The organism is Edaphobacter sp. (genome assembly GCF_028283685.1).
GTDB lineage: Bacteria > Acidobacteriota > Terriglobia > Terriglobales > Acidobacteriaceae > Edaphobacter.
This window is the reverse complement of the sequence record NZ_JAPWKF010000009.1, coordinates 36,983-57,151: the sequence shown is the minus strand read 5'-3', so window position 1 is coordinate 57,151 and position 20,169 is coordinate 36,983. Positions and strand designations below refer to the sequence as shown.

19 protein-coding genes, 1 tRNA gene and 1 pseudogene are annotated in these 20,169 nt (G+C 61.9%); 12 read left to right on the top strand and 9 right to left on the bottom strand.

Annotated features, from left to right (window positions below; all coding sequences use genetic code 11):
- Positions 1 to 32: 32 nt before the first annotated feature.
- The 4 genes from uvrB to PW789_RS17385 all read left to right on the top strand — a co-directional run bounded on the left by uvrB (position 33) and on the right by PW789_RS17385 (position 4,056).
- A complete protein-coding gene (uvrB, locus tag PW789_RS17400) occupies positions 33 to 2,021 on the top strand; it encodes an excinuclease ABC subunit UvrB (RefSeq protein WP_299378989.1) in 1,989 nt (662 codons plus the stop codon).
- 2 nt (positions 2,022 to 2,023) lie between these two features.
- Positions 2,024 to 2,815, top strand: a complete 792-nt coding sequence (locus PW789_RS17395) for an ABC transporter substrate-binding protein (RefSeq protein WP_299378987.1) — start codon at positions 2,024 to 2,026, stop codon at positions 2,813 to 2,815.
- Between the two features lie 174 nt (positions 2,816 to 2,989).
- Positions 2,990 to 3,409 (top strand): response regulator, encoded by a 420-nt coding sequence (locus PW789_RS17390; RefSeq protein WP_299378985.1) that lies wholly within the window; start codon positions 2,990 to 2,992, stop codon positions 3,407 to 3,409.
- Complete coding sequence (locus PW789_RS17385; protein ID WP_299378983.1) at positions 3,406 to 4,056, top strand: YdcF family protein; 651 nt, start codon at positions 3,406 to 3,408, stop codon at positions 4,054 to 4,056. The genes PW789_RS17390 and PW789_RS17385 overlap by 4 nt, the downstream gene beginning before the upstream one ends.
- A gap of 3 nt (positions 4,057 to 4,059) precedes the next feature.
- Here the strand turns inward: PW789_RS17385 and PW789_RS17380 are convergent, their stop codons facing one another.
- Positions 4,060 to 5,520, bottom strand: coding sequence for an MBL fold metallo-hydrolase (locus PW789_RS17380; protein ID WP_299378981.1), 1,461 nt, complete (start codon positions 5,518 to 5,520; stop codon positions 4,060 to 4,062).
- A 153-nt stretch (positions 5,521 to 5,673) separates the two neighbouring features.
- On the opposite strand from PW789_RS17380, the gene PW789_RS17375 reads away from it, so the two are divergent.
- The 4 genes and pseudogenes from PW789_RS17375 (at position 5,674) to bshA (ending at position 9,357) form a co-directional block, all read left to right on the top strand.
- Positions 5,674 to 5,750, top strand: a tRNA-Val gene (locus PW789_RS17375).
- Between the two features lie 312 nt (positions 5,751 to 6,062).
- Complete coding sequence (locus tag PW789_RS17370) at positions 6,063 to 7,244, top strand: OpgC family protein (protein WP_299378978.1); 1,182 nt, start codon at positions 6,063 to 6,065, stop codon at positions 7,242 to 7,244.
- A 69-nt stretch (positions 7,245 to 7,313) separates the two neighbouring features.
- Positions 7,314 to 8,191, top strand: a pseudogene (locus tag PW789_RS17360) (ChbG/HpnK family deacetylase).
- 11 nt (positions 8,192 to 8,202) lie between these two features.
- Positions 8,203 to 9,357 carry an N-acetyl-alpha-D-glucosaminyl L-malate synthase BshA gene (gene bshA / locus PW789_RS17355; protein ID WP_299378973.1) on the top strand — a complete coding sequence of 385 codons (1,155 nt, stop codon included), beginning with the start codon at positions 8,203 to 8,205 and terminating at the stop codon, positions 9,355 to 9,357.
- On the opposite strand, the gene PW789_RS17350 is transcribed toward bshA, so the two are convergent.
- Complete coding sequence (locus tag PW789_RS17350; protein ID WP_299378972.1) at positions 9,327 to 10,766, bottom strand: sensor histidine kinase; 1,440 nt, start codon at positions 10,764 to 10,766, stop codon at positions 9,327 to 9,329. The two genes, bshA and PW789_RS17350, sit on opposite strands and share 31 nt — an antisense overlap.
- A 101-nt stretch (positions 10,767 to 10,867) precedes the next feature.
- Between PW789_RS17350 and ribA the strand changes: the two genes are divergently transcribed.
- Together ribA and PW789_RS17340 are read left to right on the top strand one after the other, a co-directional pair.
- Complete coding sequence (gene ribA, locus PW789_RS17345; protein WP_299378970.1) at positions 10,868 to 11,506, top strand: GTP cyclohydrolase II; 639 nt, start codon at positions 10,868 to 10,870, stop codon at positions 11,504 to 11,506.
- 169 nt (positions 11,507 to 11,675) lie between these two features.
- Positions 11,676 to 13,859, top strand: a complete 2,184-nt coding sequence (locus PW789_RS17340; RefSeq protein ID WP_299378968.1) for a hypothetical protein — start codon at positions 11,676 to 11,678, stop codon at positions 13,857 to 13,859.
- Positions 13,860 to 13,861: 2 nt separating this feature from the next.
- On the opposite strand, the gene PW789_RS17335 is transcribed toward PW789_RS17340, so the two are convergent.
- From PW789_RS17335 to PW789_RS17310, 6 genes are all read right to left on the bottom strand, one after another.
- Positions 13,862 to 14,368: a DinB family protein gene (locus tag PW789_RS17335; RefSeq protein ID WP_299378966.1), complete on the bottom strand. Its 507-nt coding sequence runs from the start codon at positions 14,366 to 14,368 to the stop codon at positions 13,862 to 13,864.
- A gap of 72 nt (positions 14,369 to 14,440) precedes the next feature.
- Complete coding sequence (locus PW789_RS17330; protein WP_299378964.1) at positions 14,441 to 15,340, bottom strand: glycine betaine ABC transporter substrate-binding protein; 900 nt, start codon at positions 15,338 to 15,340, stop codon at positions 14,441 to 14,443.
- An 8-nt stretch (positions 15,341 to 15,348) separates the two neighbouring features.
- Positions 15,349 to 15,978 carry an ABC transporter permease gene (locus PW789_RS17325; RefSeq protein WP_299378962.1) on the bottom strand — a complete coding sequence of 210 codons (630 nt, stop codon included), beginning with the start codon at positions 15,976 to 15,978 and terminating at the stop codon, positions 15,349 to 15,351.
- Positions 15,978 to 16,334, bottom strand: a complete 357-nt coding sequence (locus tag PW789_RS17320) for an ATP-binding cassette domain-containing protein (RefSeq protein WP_299378959.1) — start codon at positions 16,332 to 16,334, stop codon at positions 15,978 to 15,980. The genes PW789_RS17325 and PW789_RS17320 overlap by 1 nt, the downstream gene beginning before the upstream one ends.
- Positions 16,231 to 16,740, bottom strand: coding sequence for an ATP-binding cassette domain-containing protein (locus PW789_RS17315; RefSeq protein ID WP_299378957.1), 510 nt, complete (start codon positions 16,738 to 16,740; stop codon positions 16,231 to 16,233). The genes PW789_RS17320 and PW789_RS17315 overlap by 104 nt, the downstream gene beginning before the upstream one ends.
- A gap of 59 nt (positions 16,741 to 16,799) precedes the next feature.
- Positions 16,800 to 17,630: an AAA family ATPase gene (locus tag PW789_RS17310; RefSeq protein ID WP_299378955.1), complete on the bottom strand. Its 831-nt coding sequence runs from the start codon at positions 17,628 to 17,630 to the stop codon at positions 16,800 to 16,802.
- A gap of 230 nt (positions 17,631 to 17,860) precedes the next feature.
- On the opposite strand from PW789_RS17310, the gene gap reads away from it, so the two are divergent.
- Entirely contained in the window at positions 17,861 to 18,865 is a 1,005-nt protein-coding gene (gap, locus tag PW789_RS17305) for a type I glyceraldehyde-3-phosphate dehydrogenase (protein ID WP_299378953.1), read from the top strand.
- Between the two features lie 76 nt (positions 18,866 to 18,941).
- On the opposite strand, the gene PW789_RS17300 is transcribed toward gap, so the two are convergent.
- The gene (locus PW789_RS17300; RefSeq protein WP_299378951.1) at positions 18,942 to 19,610 is read right to left on the bottom strand and encodes a DUF6629 family protein; all 669 of its coding nucleotides are present in this window, start codon (positions 19,608 to 19,610) and stop codon (positions 18,942 to 18,944) included.
- 75 nt (positions 19,611 to 19,685) lie between these two features.
- On the opposite strand from PW789_RS17300, the gene PW789_RS17295 reads away from it, so the two are divergent.
- Positions 19,686 to 20,060: a RidA family protein gene (locus tag PW789_RS17295; protein ID WP_299378948.1), complete on the top strand. Its 375-nt coding sequence runs from the start codon at positions 19,686 to 19,688 to the stop codon at positions 20,058 to 20,060.
- The last annotated feature ends 109 nt before the right edge of the window (positions 20,061 to 20,169 follow it).

The following is a 20,169-nucleotide window of genomic DNA, read 5'->3' as shown; positions in this document are numbered from 1 at the left end:
CCTCCATGTCATTTTTACTATCTTATGAGTTGATGGATTTTCAGCTAACAACCCCCTACAAGCCGCAGGGCGACCAACCCCGCGCAATCGGCGAACTTGTCGCCGGCCTCAACGCCGGAGAGAAGGATCAGGTGCTGCTTGGCGTTACGGGCTCCGGCAAGACCTTCACCATGGCCAAGATCATCTCCGAGGTCAATCGACCCGCCCTGATCCTGGCTCACAACAAGACTCTCGCCGCACAGCTTTACCACGAGTTCAAGCAGTTCTTCCCCAACAACGCCGTCGAGTACTTCGTCTCCTACTACGACTACTACCAGCCGGAGGCCTACATCCCGTCCGGCGACCTCTACATCGAGAAGGAAGCGACGATCAACGAGGAGCTGGACAAGCTGCGGCTCTCCGCCACGCGCTCGCTCTTCGAACGGCGCGACTGCATCATCGTCTCCTCGGTCTCCTGCATCTATGGTCTCGGATCGCCGGAGGCCTACTACGGCATGCTGCTGCTGCTTGAAAAGGGGCAGCGCATCAAGCGCGAGGACATCACGCGGCGGCTGGTCGAGATCCTCTACGAGCGCAACGATGTGGACTTCCGCCGCGGCACCTTCCGTGTGCGCGGCGACATCATCGAGGTCTATCCCACCTACGACGAGAACGCCTACCGCATCGAGCTCTTCGGCGACGAGATCGACTCGCTCTCGCAGATCGATCCCCTCTTCGGCACGGTCAAGCAACGCTACTCGCGGCTGCCGATCTATCCGAAATCGCACTACGTCGTGCAGCCGGAGCGCAAGGCCTCCGCGATGGATTCGATTCTCGCCGAACTCTTCGAATGGGAGGCTCAGCTTGAGAAGGAGGGTCGCCTGGTCGAGTCGCAGCGCATTCACCAGCGCACCCGCTTCGACCTCGAGATGGTGAAGTCCGTCGGCTACTGCCACGGCATCGAAAACTACTCGCGGCACTTCTCTGGCCGTCTTCCCGGTGAACCGCCACCGACGCTGCTCGATTACTTTCCGCGCGACTTCATGATCTTCATCGATGAATCGCACGTCACCGTGCCGCAGCTGCATGGCATGTGGCACGGCGACCGTTCGCGCAAGCAGAACCTGATCGACTATGGCTTCCGCCTGCCGTCGGCACTCGACAACCGGCCGCTACGCTTCGAGGAGTTTGAGTCGCGCACCGGGCAGATCGTCTACGTCTCCGCCACGCCCGGCCCCTATGAACTGACCAAATCCGCGGGTGTCGTCGTCGAGCAGATCATTCGACCCACCGGTCTTACCGATCCCGAGGTCGAGATTCGCCCCGTCAAGGGACAGATCGACGACCTGCTGGCCGAGATTCGTGACCGTGCGGAGAGGAATCAGCGCGTGCTCGTCACAACGCTGACCAAGCGCATGGCCGAAGATCTCGCCGGCTATTACACCGAGGTCGGCGTGCGCTGCCGCTACATGCACTCCGAGATTGAGACGCTGGAGCGCATCAAGCTGCTGCGCGATCTGCGCAAGGGCGAATACGATGTGCTGATCGGCATCAATCTGCTGCGCGAGGGCCTAGATCTTCCCGAGGTCTCGCTTGTCGCCATCCTCGATGCCGACAAGGAAGGCTTCCTGCGCTCGCAGGGATCGCTGATTCAGACCATCGGTCGCGCTGCGCGTCATCTCGAAGGCCGCGCTATTCTCTATGCCGACAAGATGACCGATTCCATGCAGCGTGCCATCGACGAGACCAATCGGCGCCGCGAAAAGCAGGAGGCCTACAACGAGGAGAACGGCATCACACCGCAGTCGGTCAGCCGTCCCATGGAGATGGCCCTGGCAGGCATCCTCAAAGCCGACTACGCCGACCTCACCGAAGAGACCGGCGACATGCCGGAGTTCGCCACGCAGCAGGAGCTCGACAGCTACATCGCCAGGCTCGAGACCGAGATGCGCGAAGCAGCGAAGAAGTTCGAGTTCGAGAAGGCCGCCAAGCTGCGCGACACCGTGAAGGAGCTGCGCACCAAGGAGTTTCTGTTCAGCTAAAGATGCGCATCGCCAGCCTGCAGCCCTCCGTAACACTGACGCTCGCAGCGCTCGGCGCGCTGGAGCATCTCTGTGCGCATACGAAGTATTGCCTCGATGTGCTACCTGATCTGTCTGCAAGGAATCTGCCGGTGCTTGCCGACTCATGGACGACGACGACAGACGAACTTGCCGCGGTCTTACCAGATCTCGTCATCGCCTCCGTTCCTTATCGCATGGAGTCCCTGGCCGCGATCCTGAAAGCCGGCTATCCTCTGCTCGCACTTGCGCCGCACACACTCGCTGACGTCCTGAAGGACACCCGCCTGATTGCGGCACAGGTCGGGAAGACCATCGAGGCCGAAGCCCTGATCGCGGCCTTCGAAAGCAGCCTCAAGGACACGGCCTCCATTACCGGAGCACTACCGCGGCAAAGGGTGTATTGCGAGGAGTGGGGCAAGCCGCTTATCCACTCGCAACCCTGGATCGCGGAGTTGATCGCGATCGCAGGCGGCAGCTTCGTCGGTGAGCCGGGCAAGCAAACGACCGCTGAAGCCATCGCAGCATCCGATCCCGATGTGCTGATCTTTGCATGGTGCGGTGCAGGTGACCGCGTCCCTCTTCAGCGGGTCGTCGAACAGCGCAACTGGCAGCAGCTTCGCGCCGTGCGTGAAGGACGCGTCTACTGCATCCCGGATGAATATCTGAATACACCCGCGATCCCTTCTCTTACCCTCGGACTGCAATATCTTTCATCTGCCATTCATCCTGGGTCGACGAAGCGGGCAGAGCGGCTAATTTCACTGGCAACGTGAGTCTTCCACAGGTCTGCCGCGTCAAACTCCATGTGAGGTTTTGCACGGGGACCTCGCGCTCGATTGAAAGATTGCGTCCATGCCGGTTGATTTCCAACGCCTTGGACGCATCCAACTGACTGTTACGTCACTGAAACGCAGTTCAACGAGTATTGAGCAAAGAGTACCGAACTAATGCATTACGAGCAGCTTCCCCAGGCATTACGCAATATTCTTGTCGTCGATGACGATTCCGACATCCGTTCTCTTACCCGCACCTTTCTCGAACATGAAGGCTACAACGTCTTCAGTTGTGAAAACGCAGATCGTGCCATTCATATCTTTCGACGATCGCCGATCGATCTTTTGATTACCGATTACTCCATGCCCAACCGCACAGGCATGGATCTGGCGCGCGAAGCCAAAGCCCTGCGGCCTTCCTTACCCGTACTGATCGTCTCCGGCGCCATCCTTGACCCGGTGCAGCTGGAGCAGATGCGCATTCGCAACTGGAACTTTCTGCCGAAGCCATTCTCTCTGCCGCAACTGCTGGGAGAGGTCCATCGCATTCTTGATCCCAGGTACGCCCGAGGCTCTGCTACCCTAACGGCGTGAAACTCCTGGGATGGATCACCTTCTGGATATTGACCGCCGTTGTCGTCGTCGCGCTGGTCGTCTACGGCAACTACATCACGCTGCCGACACACAACGCTGTCGCAACCCACTTCGACGCTATCGTCGTCCTCGGCACACCATCGAAGCTCGATGGCACACCTTCACCGGAACAGCGCGAGCGAGTGCTCGAAGGTGTGCGCGAGTATAAGGCAGGCGTGGCTCCTCGGCTCATCATGACCGGCGGTGCCGCACACAACCAGCTCGTCGAAGCACACACGATGGCCATGCTGGCTGAATCGCAGGGCGTCCCCGCAAGCGACGTCATCGAAGAAGACCAGGCCCAGAACACCGTCCAGAACATGTACTACTCGACGACCATCATGCATCAGCATGGCTGGTCCTCGGCCGAGATCGTCAGCTCTCCCTACCACCTCGGAAGGACGGCGCTGATCATGAATGCGTTGAACACTCGCCAGCCTGCGCTCTCCATCGATTGGAGGACACACGCCTCGCTGTGGCCGTCGGAGTACGGCATTCATCACAAGGTGGTGCTCTATTCGGCAGAGGCCTGGCGGTGCCTGCAACTGCGCGTCAAGGGTTATCCTTCGTCGCGCTTTCTGCCGCTGACACCGGCCACCGCCCCCTAGACGCTAGCTAACCTCGAATCGCTCTCCCCTGCGCGGACAGACCACCTCAAGGCCGTAGCTCTTCTCGATCTCCTCTTTCAGCGCGGCCTGCGCCAGGGGTTCCCCGTGCACCAGGAAGACCTTCTTAAGCGTCTTCACCGCAGGCTCCATCCAGCTGAGCAGCTCGTGCTGATCGGCGTGGCCGCTGAGTTCTCCGATGGAATCCACCTCGGCCCGCACGCGCTTCGGTTCGCCGAAGATGTTGACCTCCGGCTGGCGCTCCACCAGCTTCCGGCCCAGCGTGTTCGCGGCCTGATAGCCGGTGATGAGGATCAGGTTGCGCGGGTCTTCGATGCCGTTCTTCAGATGATGCAGGATGCGTCCTGCCTCGCACATCCCCGAGGCCGACATCACCAGGAACGGCACATGCAGATCGTTGAGCGCCTTACTCTCCTGCACTGTCTTCGTATATTTCAGCCGGTTCCAGCCAAAGGGATCGCTCGCGGTCTTGCTGAACGCCGCAATCTCCTGGTCCCAGTCTTCGGTGTGCTGGCGGAAGACCTCGGTGACGTTGGTGGCAAGCGGACTGTCCACGAACATCGGAATATCCGGAATCAGCTTCTCGTCGATCAGCTGATGCAGCAGCATCACAAGCTGCTGCGTGCGCTCCACAGCGAAGGCCGGAACGATGATCTTGCCGCCACGTGCGGCAACCCGCCGCACCAGGCCTGCCAGCTTCTGCTTTACCGGGCCGATCGGCTGATGCAGCCGATTGCCATAGGTGCTCTCCATGATGAGATAGTCTGCCGCTGGCGCCGGGTCGGGGTCCTGGATGATCGGCAGATTCTTGCGCCCCACATCGCCCGAGAAGAGCAGCCTTGTCTTCTGGCCATTCTCCTTCGCCTCAAGCAGGACGCAGGTGGAACCAAGCATGTGTCCGGCGTTGCTCAATGAAACGGAGAACCCTGCATCGGCCGAGGAGCCGGGCAGCGTCATCGGCTCGTGCAGCTTCAACTGCTTGAACAGTTGCAGCACCTGCTCCGCGTTCTCCTCCGTGTAGAGAGGCTGGACCGGAGCAGCCCCCTCGGGCGCACCGATCTGGCGGCGCTTCCCGCGGCGACGGTTCATGAACTCGGCGTCGCCTTCCTGGATATGCGCGCTGTCCTTGAGCATGGGATGGCAGAGGTCGATGGTGGATGGCGTGGCGAAGATCGGCCCGCGATAGCCCTGCTTCGCCAGCGAGGCCAGGTTGCCGCTATGGTCGATGTGCGCATGCGAGAGCACGACGGCCTGCAGAGCATCCGGGCCCTGCCCTGCCAGCTGCGCTGCATCAAGCGCGAGATGCCGGTTGATCTCCTGCGCCTCCTGGCGCTTGCCCTGGTAAAGTCCACAATCCAGCAAAATGTTTTGTCCTGCACACTCCAGATGATGCGACGAGCCAGTCACCGTCTGCGCGGCGCCCCAAAAATGCAACCGAATTCCCATGCTCTCGTTTCCCCTTCCGTGCTTACCTGCTACACCAAGGGATGACGATATGCGCGTCTTTGCCGTTTGACAATTGCAGCACGCAGAAATGCTTACCCGATTGCGTCAGCGCCTCCGCTCCCATACACTGGTAGAGGTACAGCCCAACGGAGTGGGCGGATAGCTCAGCTGGTTAGAGCGCCTGCCTTACAAGCAGGATGTCGGGGGTTCGAATCCCTCTCTGCCCACCATTTCGCTGGATAATTTAAGATTCAGGAGAGGTTTCGCGATGAGTGCAGAGCACGAACAGTCCTTTATTGACAGCTACTGGCAGGTCTTTGTCATCTTGTTCGGTCTGAGCTTCGTCAGCCTGCTGCTGTTCTTCCGTCCCTACCTGTAGACCACGTTGACGCGGTATTCCGCCGCTGAGTTTTTGGAGCCCTGCCATCGCCTGGCGGGGCTTTGTCATTTCGCCGCGGACTCTCTGCTTTGCCTGAGTTTGAATCCTATTTGACCGCAACCCCGGGCGCGATCTGGCGTCTTATAAGCAGGAGCTGACCCCGGTGACGAACGCGTTCGAGCAGCGCTCCATCTCCGTACTTCACCTCGGGCGCTCCCGTCGGCGCCCTGAGCTCGACGCCCTGCGTGGCCTCTTCCTGATCTGGATGACGCTCACCCACCTGCCCACGCACCTCAGCGACTTCGTGAATCAGCCCTTCGGGTATATCTCGTCCGCCGAAGGCTTCGTCTTTCTCTCCGGTCTCCTGGTGGCCCATCTCTATGTGCGCGTGGCCGAGGATGACGAAGACAAGATGAAGGCCAAGCTTTGGAAGCGCAGTCTGCGAATCTACGGCTATCACCTGCTGATGCTCCTGTTTGCTTTCACCATTGTGGCTGCAGTTGCGGCGCATACGCACCGGCCGGCTCTGGTCAACCTGCTCAACTTCTATCTCGCCCATCCGGGAACGGCCATCGTGGGCTCATTGCTGCTGATCTACTGCCCTCCTCTGCTCGACATTCTGCCCATGTACGTCACCTTCATGCTGGTGACGCCATCCCTGCTGCTGATCGCCAAACGCTGGACCTGGAAGCCGATCCTTGCCGTCAGCGGCCTGATCTGGCTGCTGGCACAATTCGGCCTGCGTGCCTGGGTTCACAACATCGTCGTTGCCGTCACCGGGCTGCACATTCCTCTACAGGAGACCGGCGCCTTCAACCTCTTTGCCTGGCAGATCGTCTGGATCGCCGGCCTGTGGGTCGGCGCCACCTCCGCGCACGGGGAGATCCCCTTTCGCAGTCTGCCGCGTGTGGCCTATCCCATCTGCGCCGCCGTGTGCGCCTTCTTCATCGCCGTCCGACACAACTGGCTGGGCTGGATGAACCAGCAGTACTTTGGCCTGCAACTCGACAAGTGGCAGATCGGCCCGTTGCGCCTCATCAACCTGTTTGCCTTTGCCTGCGTCCTTTACTGGAGCCGCAGACTGGTCTCGCGCATCGTGCTGGTCGAGCCGCTGCTGACACTGGGCAAGGCTTCGCTCGAGGTCTTCTGCGCCCACGTCTTCTTCGTCTTCGGAGGCCTCGCGCTGCTCTACGGAGAGATCGATCAACTGCACGGGATACACGCCGTCGCCCTTGTCATCTTTACGTTCACCGGTATGCTGCTGGTCGCCCTGCGCGAGGTTCGCCGCGCCAAGCAACAGAAGCAGATGACCATCGAAACACCTGCTCCCAGCACCTCCGGATGAAGCTTCCGGGCATGCCATCCTCTGCATCCAAACTGATAAAGTAGTGCTATCCCCACCTGAAAGCCCCTCATGCCTTCCCGCCTCATCATCAACGCAGACGATTTTGGCCTGACACGCGGAGTCAACCGCTCCATCGTAGAGTTGCATCAGGCCGGCGTCCTCACCTCTGCCACACTGATGGCCACCGGAACCGCCTTCGAGGATGCCGTCGCTCTGGCCCATGCCAACCCGACGCTGGGCGTGGGCTGCCACATCGTCCTCACCGACGGAACCCCGGCCTCCCCCCGGAAGAGATTCCCACGCTGCTCGGCCCGGACCGCAAGACCTTTCGTCCGTCGCTGATCGACTTCGTGCAGGCGCTGCTGCGCGGACACATCCGCGAAGAGGAGATCGAGCACGAGGTGCAGGCGCAGATCCGCAAGATCCGGGGAGCCGGCATCTCCATCACGCATGTCGATACGCACAAGCACTCGCATCTCTTTCCCCGCGTGGCCCGGCCCTTGCTGCACGTCCTCGAACAGGAGTCGATCACGGCGATCCGCAATCCGTTCGAGCCAGCATTCACGCAGCATCTCGCGCACGCCGACTTCAAGCGCCGCATGCAGATTCGCCTGCTCAACCGTCTTCGCCCCAGCTTTCAGCACCAGCGGCAGATCGGCTGCGGCATCGTCTCATCCACGGGAGGCACCATCGGCGTCTCCGCCACCGGCAACCTGAACGCCATCACCCTCACCGAACTATTGGAGGCCCTGCCCGCGCAGGGAACCTATGAGCTCGTCTGCCATCCTGGATACAACGACAGCGACCTCGACCGCATCACCACGCGTCTTCGCACACATCGCGAGATCGAGATGCAGGCACTGATCACAGCGATACCAGCAGCGCTCGCGCGGCCAAACGCTCCCGAGCTCATCCACTTCGGCGCCATCGCGCCCGCGCACGTTTAGGAACCGCCATCATGAAGATCGGCATCACCTGCTACCCAACCTACGGAGGCTCCGGCGTCGTCGCCACCGAGCTGGGCATCGAACTCGCCTCACGCGGCCACCAGGTTCACTTCATCACCTCGTCGCAACCCTTCCGTCTCAACGGCCGCGAGACAAACATCCACTTCCACGAGGTCTCGGTCGCGACCTATCCCCTCTTCGAGTACCCGCCCTACGATCTTGCACTCGCGACGCGCATGGCCGAGGTCGCAGACTTCTATTCCCTCGACCTGCTGCATGTTCATTACGCCATTCCGCACTCGGTCAGCGCCCTGCTCGCCAGCCAGATGATCGCCAGCAACTCCATGGGCTCACGCCGCAGGAACCTTCCCTTCATCACGACGCTGCACGGCACCGACATCACGCTCGTCGGGCTCGACCCCTCGTACCTGCCGATCACCCGCTTCGGCATTCAGCAATCGCACGGTGTTACGGCCATCTCCGCGCATCTCGCCGAGCGCACCCGCGAGGCCTTCGGCATCGACGGCGAGATCGAGGTCATCCGCAACTTCGTCAATTGCGATCTCTACGTGCGCCGTCCTGAGCTGGTCGCCGAGATGCGCCCCCGCTTTGCCAACGACGACGAAAAACTGTTGGTGCATCTATCGAACTTCCGCCCGGTCAAGCGTGTGCTCGACGTCATTGAGGTCTTTGCCCGCGTCGCACGCTCCATGCCCGCACGGCTCATGCTGATCGGAGATGGCCCCGACCGCAGCGCCGCCGAGCACCTGGCGCTGCGCCATGGCGTACAGGACCGCATCCACTTCCTCGGCAAGCAGGATGACGTACACGAGCTGCTGCCGCTGGCCGACCTGATGCTGATGCCCAGCCAGATGGAATCCTTCGGCCTGGCCGCGCTCGAAGCCATGTCGTGCAGCGTACCCGCGATCGCTACGCGCGTCGGCGGCGTGCCTGAGCTGATCGATCACGAAGAGAGCGGCCTGCTGTACGAGATCGGCGATGTCGAAAGTATGGCCGCAGGCGCCATCGCGCTGCTCAACGACCCGGCACGGCTCGCTGCCATGTCCGAAGCCTCCCGCCGCACTGCAGTGGAGCGTTTCTCGACCGAAAGCATCATTCCCAGGTACGAGGACTATTACCGCCGCGTGCTCGAACGCAACGCCTGACTCAGGCGTCCGTCCGGATCGACACGGCGCATCATGTCGCTGACCACGTGCGAAGCTGCCTCGAGCACCTCGCGCCCATTCTCCGTCCAGTCGACGGCGCCGGCTTCCAGCACCGGCATGCGCAGGGTCACCTTGGTGCCGCGGCCCGGGCGGCTGTTGATCTCGATGCTGCCCAGCTTGCCATATTGCACCTCCATGCGCTCCCGCACATTGCGCATGCCGATGCCCGTGCCTGAGCCCGGCCCCTTAAGCAGCGAGCTGTCGTCGCGCTCCACGGGGATGCCGACGCCGTCGTCCTCCACGTCGATCACCAGCATGCCGTCATCGGTCACGCGGCTGCGCAGAGTTACAGTGCCCCCGCTGATGCGGGGCTCCAGCCCATGCTTGATGCTGTTCTCAATCAGCGGCTGCAGAAGCATGCCGGGAACCTGGATATCCAGCGTCTCCGGTGCAATCTCCTTGACCACCTTCAGCTTCTCGCCGAAACGCACGACCTCGATGTCGAGATAATCGTCCGTAAACGCCAGCTCATCGCGGAGCGGCACGAAGGCCTCGCGGTCCTTCAGCAGCACGCGAAGAATATTCGCCAGCTTGACGATCATCTCTCGCGCCAGCTCCGGCTGCATACGAACCAGCGAGGTGATCGAATTGAGCGTGTTGAAGAGAAAGTGCGGATTGATCTGCCGCTGCAACGCGTCGAGACGAGCCTCCAGAAGCAGCCGTCCCTGCTCCTCCAATTTTCGCTCCACCCGGATGGCGTTCCAGATCTTCAGCGGGATGCCGACCACAATCGGCGCATTGGCGCAGATCAGCAGCTCCACCCACCACTCGCTGGAGTAAAGCGAAAAGTACCGTCTCGGGTAAAGATGCGCCAGCAGGCTCAGGCACAGCTGCAGCCCCGCAATCAGCACCAGCAGCAGGACCTGCCGGTCAAGATGCGGGCGGCGCAGATTGCGCGTGACCCACCGATAGATGCTGAGGTCGATCATCGGGGAGAACGACCAGACCTCCTCGCGGTCGACAAACTTCGCAAACGATCCCGCGACCGCAGCCACGGCAAGGTTCACCGGCAGCGCCCAGTACTCCTGGTGCAGGACCGCGGGCAACGCCATGGCAACACCACCCGCCATCGCTCCCAGCGGGCCTACCATCAGCCCCAGCAGCATGCAGGTCTCAAAGGAGAGATCGGCGGCCAGAAAGTTGGGCACCTTCACGCGAGCCAGCACGCCCAGAACCAGGGGGACGCAGATCATCGCCACCAGCTCGGCGACCTCCCGGGGAGTCCGTCTCTCGGCCAGCAGCACCCTCTTGAAGACCTTCGACCGGGCCAGCGAGCTTGACGTCGCCGCCGCCACGCCCAGCTTCACCAGCAGAGTGATCAGGATCAAAGATGGGGAGATGTGCGGCACATCCCTACTTTACCTCTCCGGCACAGAAGCCGGATTTGCATCGCTCCCGCGCCCGGGAGAATCCAATCAAGGTGAGCACAAAAACGTATAATCAGAAGACGATGCCGTTCTCCTCTGTCACCAAGGTCGCCGATGCCGACTTCCCCACCCGCTGGGGTCAGTTTCGTATCCTCGGCTTCGAGGGCATCGTGGAGAACCCGCAGCCCTGTAACGACGACATCCCGGCGCCGTCCAAGCGGATCGAAGGGGCCGTGGCGCTCGTCATGGGCGATATCCACTCGGCGCCCCCCATTGTGCGTATCCATTCTCAGTGCCTTACAGGCGATGTCTTCCACTCGCTGCGCTGCGACTGCCGCCAGCAGCTGGAGCTGGCCCTTGCCACGATCACCGAGGCTGGTGCAGGTATCCTGCTCTACGAGCAGCAGGAAGGCCGTGGTATCGGCCTGATGGCTAAACTGAAGGCCTACGAGCTTCAGGATCAGGGAATGGACACCATCGAAGCCAACCTTGAACTCGGCTATAAGGCCGACTGCCGCGAGTTCGAGCTTCCCGCCGAGGTCCTCAAGCAGCTCAACGTCCACGCTGTCCGGCTGATCACCAACAATCCGGCCAAGGTCGAGGCCCTGGAGCTGGCAGGCATCCGGGTCACGGAGCGCATCTCGGCAGAGGTTCCGTCAGAGCCCACCAACGAGCGCTATCTGCAGACCAAGCGCGAAAAGATGGGCCATCTGGTCAGCTAGCCGCCTTCCCTGCGTTCCGCCGAATTGCTCTTATCCCCTATCACTCAGTAACATGCCATCAAGCCATTGCGGTTTAGGGCCCCTGTCTTCTTTAGCTCCCGGTCATCGCCATCCCAAAAATCTGCATCGCAGACAGAAGCAGCTGGCACCACGACAAGAAAGGGCAATTATGGCAGCGCGTCACAAAACTCTTCTGATCGTCCTCGGCAGCATCCTTGCGCTCATTGTCATCATCGTTACGGCGATTCCCATGTTCCTGAACGCGGACAACTTCCGCACCCGTATCGAGCAGGAGATCACGACCTCCCTCGGCCGTAAGACCACGCTGGGCAAGCTCGACCTCTCCGTCTGGTCCGGTAGCCTGGTCGCCGAGAACGCCCAGGTGGCCGACGATCCCGCCTACAGCAGCCAGCCGTTTCTCCAGGCCAAGTCCGTCAAGATCGGCGTCGAGATGCTGCCGCTGATTCTCAGCAAGACGGTCAACATCACCGGCTTCGCGATCGACACGCCGAAGATCAACCTGATTCGCCATGCCGACGGCACCTGGAACTACTCCACCATCGGAGGCGCCAAGCCGAGCGCTCCGGCCAAGAGCGGCGAGGCGACGCCAGCCGTCAATATCGCCAAAGTCGCTGTCACCAACGGCACGCTCAACGTCTCCGCGCAGCCCGCGCCGGGCGATCCTGCGATTCCAACGCGCACCTACGACCAGCTCAATCTCGAAGCGAAGAACTTCACCTTCGACAAGCAGTTTCCCTACAACGCCTCCGCGCACCTGCCCGGCGACGGACAGGTCACCATCGCCGGAAACGCCGGCCCGATCAACCAGAAGGACGCCTCGCTCACCCCCTTCTCGGCCAAGCTTGAGGTTAAGCATCTCGATCCGGCCGCTGCAGGCTTCGTCGAGGCTTCCTCCGGCATCACCGGGCTCATCGACGCCGTCAATCTGACGGCCACCTGGAACGGCCAACTGCTGCACGTCAACGACCTCGTCGTCGATACCCCCAAGCTCGCCATCGTTCGCGACAACAAGCCCGCGGCGGCACCGGCCAAGGCCAATGCGCCCGACGCCAACAACATGATGAGCACCTTCTCGGCCGACCATCTGCAGATCAAGAACGGCTCCCTGACGCTGTCCTCCCCCGGCCAGAAGACGCCCGGCGTCTACCAGCAGCTCAATGCCGAGATTACCGGCGTCTCGCCCACCGCCTCTTCGCCCTTCAAGGCCAGCGCGCAGATCCCCGGAGGCGGCTCGGTGACGGCTGACGGAAACGCCGGCCCGATCAACCAGCAAAGCGTCGCAGCGACTCCCTTCAAGACCCACGCTGTCCTGACGCACCTCGACCTCGCCTCCAGCGGCATCGTCGCGCCTGACGCCGGAATCAAGGGCATCGCCAACGCCGACGTCAACGCGCTCTCCGACGGAACCAATCTCAACGCCAACATCTCCGCCAACGCCACCAATCTGCAGGTCGCGGCCAACGGCTCGCCCTCGCAGATGCCCGTCAACGTCAAGATGACGGTCGTGCAGAACATGCAGACACTAACCGGACAGGTCACTTCGGCGGCAATCGCCATCGGCAAAGCCGTCATCAACGTTGCCGGAACCTACCAGACCAGCGGCCCGACCACGGCCATCAACCTGAAGGTCAACAGCCAGTCGGTCTCCATCGACGAGCTTCAGGCCTTTCTTCCCTCCGTCGGCGTGCATCTTCCCACGGGATCGAAGCTGCAGGGCGGAACCCTGACGACCAACCTCGCCGTCACCGGCTCCACCGCTGCCCCCATCATCAGCGGGCCGATCCGCCTCGACAACACCAATCTCGCCAACTTCGATCTCGGCTCCAAGCTGTCGGCACTCACATCGCTGACCGGCGCAAAGACGGGTTCCACCACGGCCATCCGCTCGTTGAGCACCAACATCAACGTCAACGGCGGCAATGTTCGCACTGACAACCTCGCGCTCAACATGCCGGCCCTGGGCACGGCGACGGGCGCAGGCACAGTCTCCGCAGCCGGAGCGCTCAACTACAACCTGATCCTTAAGCTGACCGGCATCCTCGGCGGCAGCAGCGGCGGTTCGGCCGCAGGCGGCATCGCCGGAACCCTGATGGGTATGATTCCCAGCGGAGGCGCAGCCGGCAGCATCGGTGGACTCGCTACGAGCGCCCTGCGCAACGGTGTGCCCGTCGCCATCGGAGGAACCACCTCCAACCCGACCTTCGCACCCAATCTCAGCGGAGCGATGGCCAACGGAACCAAGGGCCTCACCAGCAACCCCGCAGCAGCCGCCAAGAAGAACGGCACCAACTCGCTGACCAATACGCTCGGCGGTCTGCTCAACCGCAGGTAAGCCTACTCTGTCCGTAAGGCGATCACGACCTTGGCAGTCGTGATCGCCTGCCCTACATGACGCTGAGTGTGATCGGCGATGTGCACCAGCAGACCTCCCAGGCTCGTCGGCAGCTTCTTTCTCCCCACAAACCGCGGCTCGGCATAGTCTTTTGCTGCGAAGGCTCGCACTCGCCTGATGGAGACCTCGATCGCCTCGGCAAACTCCATCAGCGTCGCCTCACGGTCAACGTGACTCTCCTCATCCTTCAGCGCCTTCAGCTGCCGCTCGCTCAAAGCCGCCCCCTCGGCATAGGTCAACAGGCGATCCAGCGAACGTGCGATATGCCGTACCTGGAACCCCACCGACGGCAGGCCCAGCGGACGCTCCTCCATCTCGACGCCGTTCAGCGGATCGCACCACCGCGCCATATCCTCCGCCGCCAGCTCCAGCGCATGCAGCACTCCACGCCGCACCGCATCCACCTCCGTCAACGTGCCGCGCAGCCACGGCTCCACCTTCTCCGACATAAGAACAACCTCCTGCTTTCTTCGACGCAAGGATCGCGTCCGGAAGATGACCTCTAGCAGAGATCATCGCTATTAGAGACCCTTGCTGGCCCGAAAGGCGCGCACAACCTCGGCAACATCCTTGTGCTCGCCGTCGACGGCGCTATTCATGCCGCGCACCTCGTCAGCCGTCAGCACACCACGCAGCTTATCCATCGCCTGCTGCATGCCTGGGTGACGCACCAGCGAATCCTCACGCACCAGCGGAACCGCCTCGTACGGTGGAAAGTAATGCTTATCGTCCTCCAGCGCAACAAAGCCCAGCGTGCGGATCGGCCCGTCCGTCGAGTTCCCCGCCACCATATCCACTTGGTCGTTCGATAAAGCGCGATAGAGCAGGCCAAGGTCCATCAGCCGTGGATTGCCATCGAACTTCAGCCCATAGGCAGCCTCAAGGCCGCGCAGACCGTCCGGACGCTCCTCGAACTCATACCCCACGCCAAGTCGCATCGTCGATGCATGCGGAACCGCATCCGAGATGGTCTTCATCCCCATGCGCCTCGCATCGTCGCCCCGCACCACCATCGCGAAGGTGTCTTCAAATCCCAGCCCCGGCTCGACACGAACTTTGTAGCGCTGCTCGTAAAGCTTGCCCACAGTCTCAAACACACGCGCCTCTTCACGCTGCCCCACCGGCGGCAGAGGCTGCTTCAGGATCGCAGTCAACGCGGTGCCTGTGTACTCCACATAGGCGTCGATGCGGCCGCTGATCAGCGCCTGGTGGCAGATGTAGCTGCCCGCCAGGTAAAACCGCCGCGCCACCGGCTGGCCAGTGACGGCCTCGATCTCCTGCGCCAGCAGCTCGCCCAGCACCACCTGCTCGGTAAAGTTCTTCGCGCCGATGGTGATGCGCGACGATCGCGGAGGAGCACACGCCGTCACGCCCAGAAGAAGCGCCACCGATACAAAAGCAGCGCAGCGAAACCAGCGCATGCGCATGCTCATGCCGGTCGCACCGTCATCTTCTTCTCCAGCAGCCCCAGCAGAGCATCCGCCAGCAGCGCCAGCAGCGCCGCGGGAATCGCGCCCGCCAGCACAAGGCCGTTATCGACGCTGGCGACGCCGCGAAAGATCAGTTCGCCCAGTCCACCTGCACCAATCGCCGCCGCAATCGTCGCAACACCGACGCAGGTCACCGTCGCCGTGCGCAGACCGGCAAGGATCACGCTCGCCGCCATCGGCAGCTCGACTTTGAAGAGCCGCTGCCGGTTCGTCATCCCCATCGCGCGCGCAACATCCACCAGCTGCGGGTCGACACTGCGAATGCCCGTGTAGGTGTTACGCAGAATCGGCAGCAGAGCGTATCCGGTAAGCGCCACGATCGCCAGCCGCGCCGCGTTCTCGCCGAGCCACGGCACCGGCAGCAGCAGACCGAAGAACGCCAGGCTCGGCACCGTCTGCACCACGTTGGCAAAGCCGATCACCGGCCCTGCCCAGCGCGGCCTGCGCGTCAGCATCACGCCCAAGGGCAGTCCGATGGCGGCTGCAAACAGCATCGCGCTCAGCGTGAGCCAAAGATGTTCAAAGGTCAGCCTCGCGATCTCATCGCCATGCTGCGCCAGCACTCCCATCAGCGTGCCTCCGTGCGGCGAACAGCCTGAACGTACTCCATTACCTGCGGCTGCTTCGATTGCAGAACCTGCGACGCAGGCAGATCGGCGACCACCTCGCCATCCGCGACGAACAGAACCCTGTCAGCGAGATACAGCGCCTCTTCAAGATCGTGCGTCACCACCAGCACCGTCTTGTTCATCTTTCCGAGCAGTCCCTTGAGCATCGTCTGCATCTCGGCGCGCGTCAGCGGGTCCAGCGCACCGAAGGGCTCATCCATCAGCAGCACGGCCGGATCGAGAGCCAGCGCACGCGCCAGCCCCACACGCTGCCGCTGGCCACCGGAGAGCTGCCACGGATAACGCCCTCTCAGCACCTCGGCATCCAGACCCGCCAGATGCAGAACCTCCAGCGCACGTGCCTGCGCCTCGGCAGGGGTGCGTCCGGCAATCTCCAGCCCCAGTGCGGCGTTGCGTCTCGATCGTCATATGAGGAAAGAGGCCGGTCTCCTGGATGACGTAGCCGATGCCGCGCCGCAACGCGATCAGCTCGGCCTCATCGGTCACGCCGCTCACCTGCCGCCCATGCACGATGACCTCGCCCGAGGTCGGCTGCACCAGGGCATTCACGGTACGCAGCAGCGTCGTCTTGCCTGAACCGCTTCGCCCCAGCAGCGCCGTTGTCGTTCCGGCCTCAAGAGCAAGGGAGACATCGCGCAAAACAAGATGCCCACCTGCCGGCGTATAGCTCACCTTCGCGAACTCAACGCCAACCGTGGGCATGTCGTCTAGCTTACCGCGTACGCTGCGAACTGCGCAGCAGCGTTAACTGCGCAGCAGCATTACTGCGCAGCCTCCGGGTCGGACTCCGCACCATGCTGTTCATCGCCCGCACCCGCCTCGGCAGCAACAGGAGCCGCAGCGCCTGCCTGTCCCTTCACGCGAACGATCGTGATCTTCTCAAAGCCTTCCTTGAAGCTCGGCGGCTTCAGGCGGTCGGCCATCTTCTGCATCACCTCGTCGGTCACGGCGCGATCGCGCTTGCGATTGCGATCCATGCACACGGCCAGAGGCACGTCGAAGAAGACCGCCTGCACCTCGTAGCCGAAGCTCTTGGCCATGCGGATCCACTGGCGGCGCTCATGCGGCGACAGGTTCGTCGCATCCACATAGTTCCAGGGCATCTTGGCGATCAGGCGCGCGCGCAGCAGGCTGCGCAGCGTCGAAAACACCAGACCCTGGTAACGCTGCTCGGTGATGTCGTCGAACAGGATCGTGCGCAGCAGGTCGCTCGAAAGCGGGGTTACGCCGCGGCGTTTGTACCAGGTCGTCTTGCCCGAGCCCGGAAGGCCGATTGTCAGCACGACGAAGCCCTTAGGAGACTTGGCCGCAGCCTGCTCCACAGGGGGGGTTCCCAGAGACTCCGGTTGCGTCTCAAGCACAACCTTCTGCTCCGGCGTCTCCGGCGCGGCGATCACCGCACCCTGCGTCGTCTCAACCGGGGCCGTCACTTCGACCGGTAGGGTGACTGGTTCTTCGGCAACATTCTGGGCCTCCGGAACTGGTTCCGGATACGACGGCCTCAGGGGTGCCGGTTGGTTTTGGGGCAATTCCTGCCCGCTCTTGCCCGTGGACTCCGAGTCATTCGGTCCACGTCTTGGGCGTCGTCTCATCTTTTCGCTTATCCATTCGCGCAGATCGCGCATGACTCGCTTTGTAACACAGGCCGAAAGCCCCCCGCAAATCGGTCCAACCAGTTCGGCCCATCCACGACCATTCTTTGCCGCCAATAAAATGCCGCGGGTGGTTGTGGTAGATTCCACCTTGGCCGCTCGCACCCATCCACGGCTGCGGGTCTACAATCTTTAAAACGCATTATTTATCGACAGGAGCAACGGTAATCATGGCTGTAAAGGTAGGAATCAACGGCTTCGGCCGCATCGGACGCAACGTCTTCCGCAGCGCTCTCGGAAACCCCGATATCGAGTTTGTCGCCGTCAACGACCTGACCACGCCGGCCACGCTCGCCCACCTGCTCAAGTACGACTCCATCCTCGGCAACCTGCCGCACGAGATCTCCGCGGACGCGGACGGCGTCATCGTCGACGGCAAGAAGATCAAGGTCTTCGCCGAGCGCGACCCCTCCAAGTTGGACTGGGCCTCCGTCGGAGCGCAGGTCGTCGTCGAATCGACCGGTTTCTTCACCGACGCTGAGAAGGCCAAGGCTCACCTCGGCTCGACCGTCAAGAAGGTCATCATCTCGGCCCCGGCCAGCAATGAGGACATCACCATCGTCCTCGGCGTCAACGAGGGCAAGTACGACGCCGCCAAGCACAACGTCATCTCCAACGCGAGTTGCACGACCAACTGCCTCGCGCCCGTCGTCAAAGTGCTGCACGATACCTTCGGCATCGTCAGCGGCCTGATGAACACGATCCACAGCTACACCAACGACCAGGTCGTGCTCGACGCTCCGCACAAGGACCTGCGCCGTGCCCGCGCCGCCGCTCTCTCCATGATTCCGACCTCGACCGGCGCCGCCAAGGCCCTCAAGCTCGTCATCCCCGAGATGGCCGGCAAGCTGGACGGCTTCTCCATCCGCGTCCCGACCCCCACGGTCTCGGTCGTCGACCTCACCTTCACCTCCGAGAAGCCCATCTCCGTCGAGAGCATCAACGCCGCCATCAAGGCTGCTGCAGAAGGCCCCATGAAGGGCATCCTCGCCTACACCGAAGAGGAGCTCGTCTCGACCGACTTCCGCGGCAACCCGCACTCCTCCATCTTCGACTCCAAGCTGACCAAGGTCCTCGGCTCGTCCGCGAAGATCATCAGCTGGTACGACAACGAGTGGGGCTACTCCAACCGCGTCAAGGACCTCATCCTCTTCCTCGAGCAGAAGGGTCTCTAAAGCGCGACACAGAGCATTCGAAGGCCGGACACCGCAAGAGTGTCCGGCCTTCATTCTTTTAACCCCGGATGTCCTTTTAGCCCAGGATGGCGTTGCTGTAGGGAAACGGACGGCGCAGATAGCTGCGCCAGAAATAAGCGAGAATAATCACGCTTGCTACCGCGGCGTACGCGCACCACAGTGAGGTGAAGGCGTAGCGCTTCACGGCCATCACTGCCAGCAGAATGGCCAGGTTCGCCGCTCCGAAGATCACCATGTCGCGCACCTTCGAAAAGAAGAGCGTGCCGCACGTCGAGATCACGTACAGCGCAGCCAGCACGGTGTTGTTGGTTCCATCGTTGATGTACACGATGCTGTTGTTCTGGACGTAAACCTGTAAGGGGTAGGCGATCAGCGCCCAGAGCATGTAGAGCGTCGTTCCCGTTCCCACGAGAAGAAACGGCAGCATGCGTCTTCTGCTCTTCACATTTGGCTCAAACAACAGCACGCTGAGCGGGATCAGGAAAGGAAGCAGCCCCTGCGCATATAACACAAACGCCGCAGCCATCTTGTGCGTGATACTCGGAGAAAGATCGCCGTCCAGCCCCAGCCAGACAAATCCCTCGATAAACTGATGCACCGCAAACAGCGTTGGAAGCGAGGCGAAGAGCAGCTCCCTCTTATGCTTCACCCGCGTCAGCGTTGCCACACCCAGCGTCGCCAGCACACCACTGCCCACAAAGTTCGCCGCAGCCGAAAAGCACATCGTGCATTTCCTTCCGGTAGAAGAATTCAGGTTGTTCTTCGTCGATCATAGCGTTGGCGGAGCTACACTCTTCGCATGAAACGCACCAACATTTCCGGCAGCAGCCCATACGAACCCATCATCGGCTTCTCGCGAGCCGTGCGTCTCGGCAACCACGTCCACGTCTCCGGCACCGGACCGGTCGGCGCTGACGATCTCGATGTGGCTGAGCAGGCCGATCAGTGCCTCTCGCTCATCGCCACCGCACTGAAAAACGCGGGAAGCTCCATCGAGCACGTCTACCGCACCCGCATGTTTCTCACCCACGTCGAAGACTGGGAGACAGTCGGCCGCGTCCACGGCAAGTTCTTCTCCACCATCCGTCCCGCCGCCACCATGGTCGTCATCAAGCAGCTGCTCAATCCCCACTGGCGCATCGAGATCGAGGCCGACGCCTTCATCCCGGAATAACGCTCGATTTCTCTCAGAATTGCCCTGCTCTCCCTTCCCTCCACCAAGTTTTTACCGCTCGCGACAGCACCCCGCAGAGCCAGCCGCTATCATAGGAACTGATAACCGA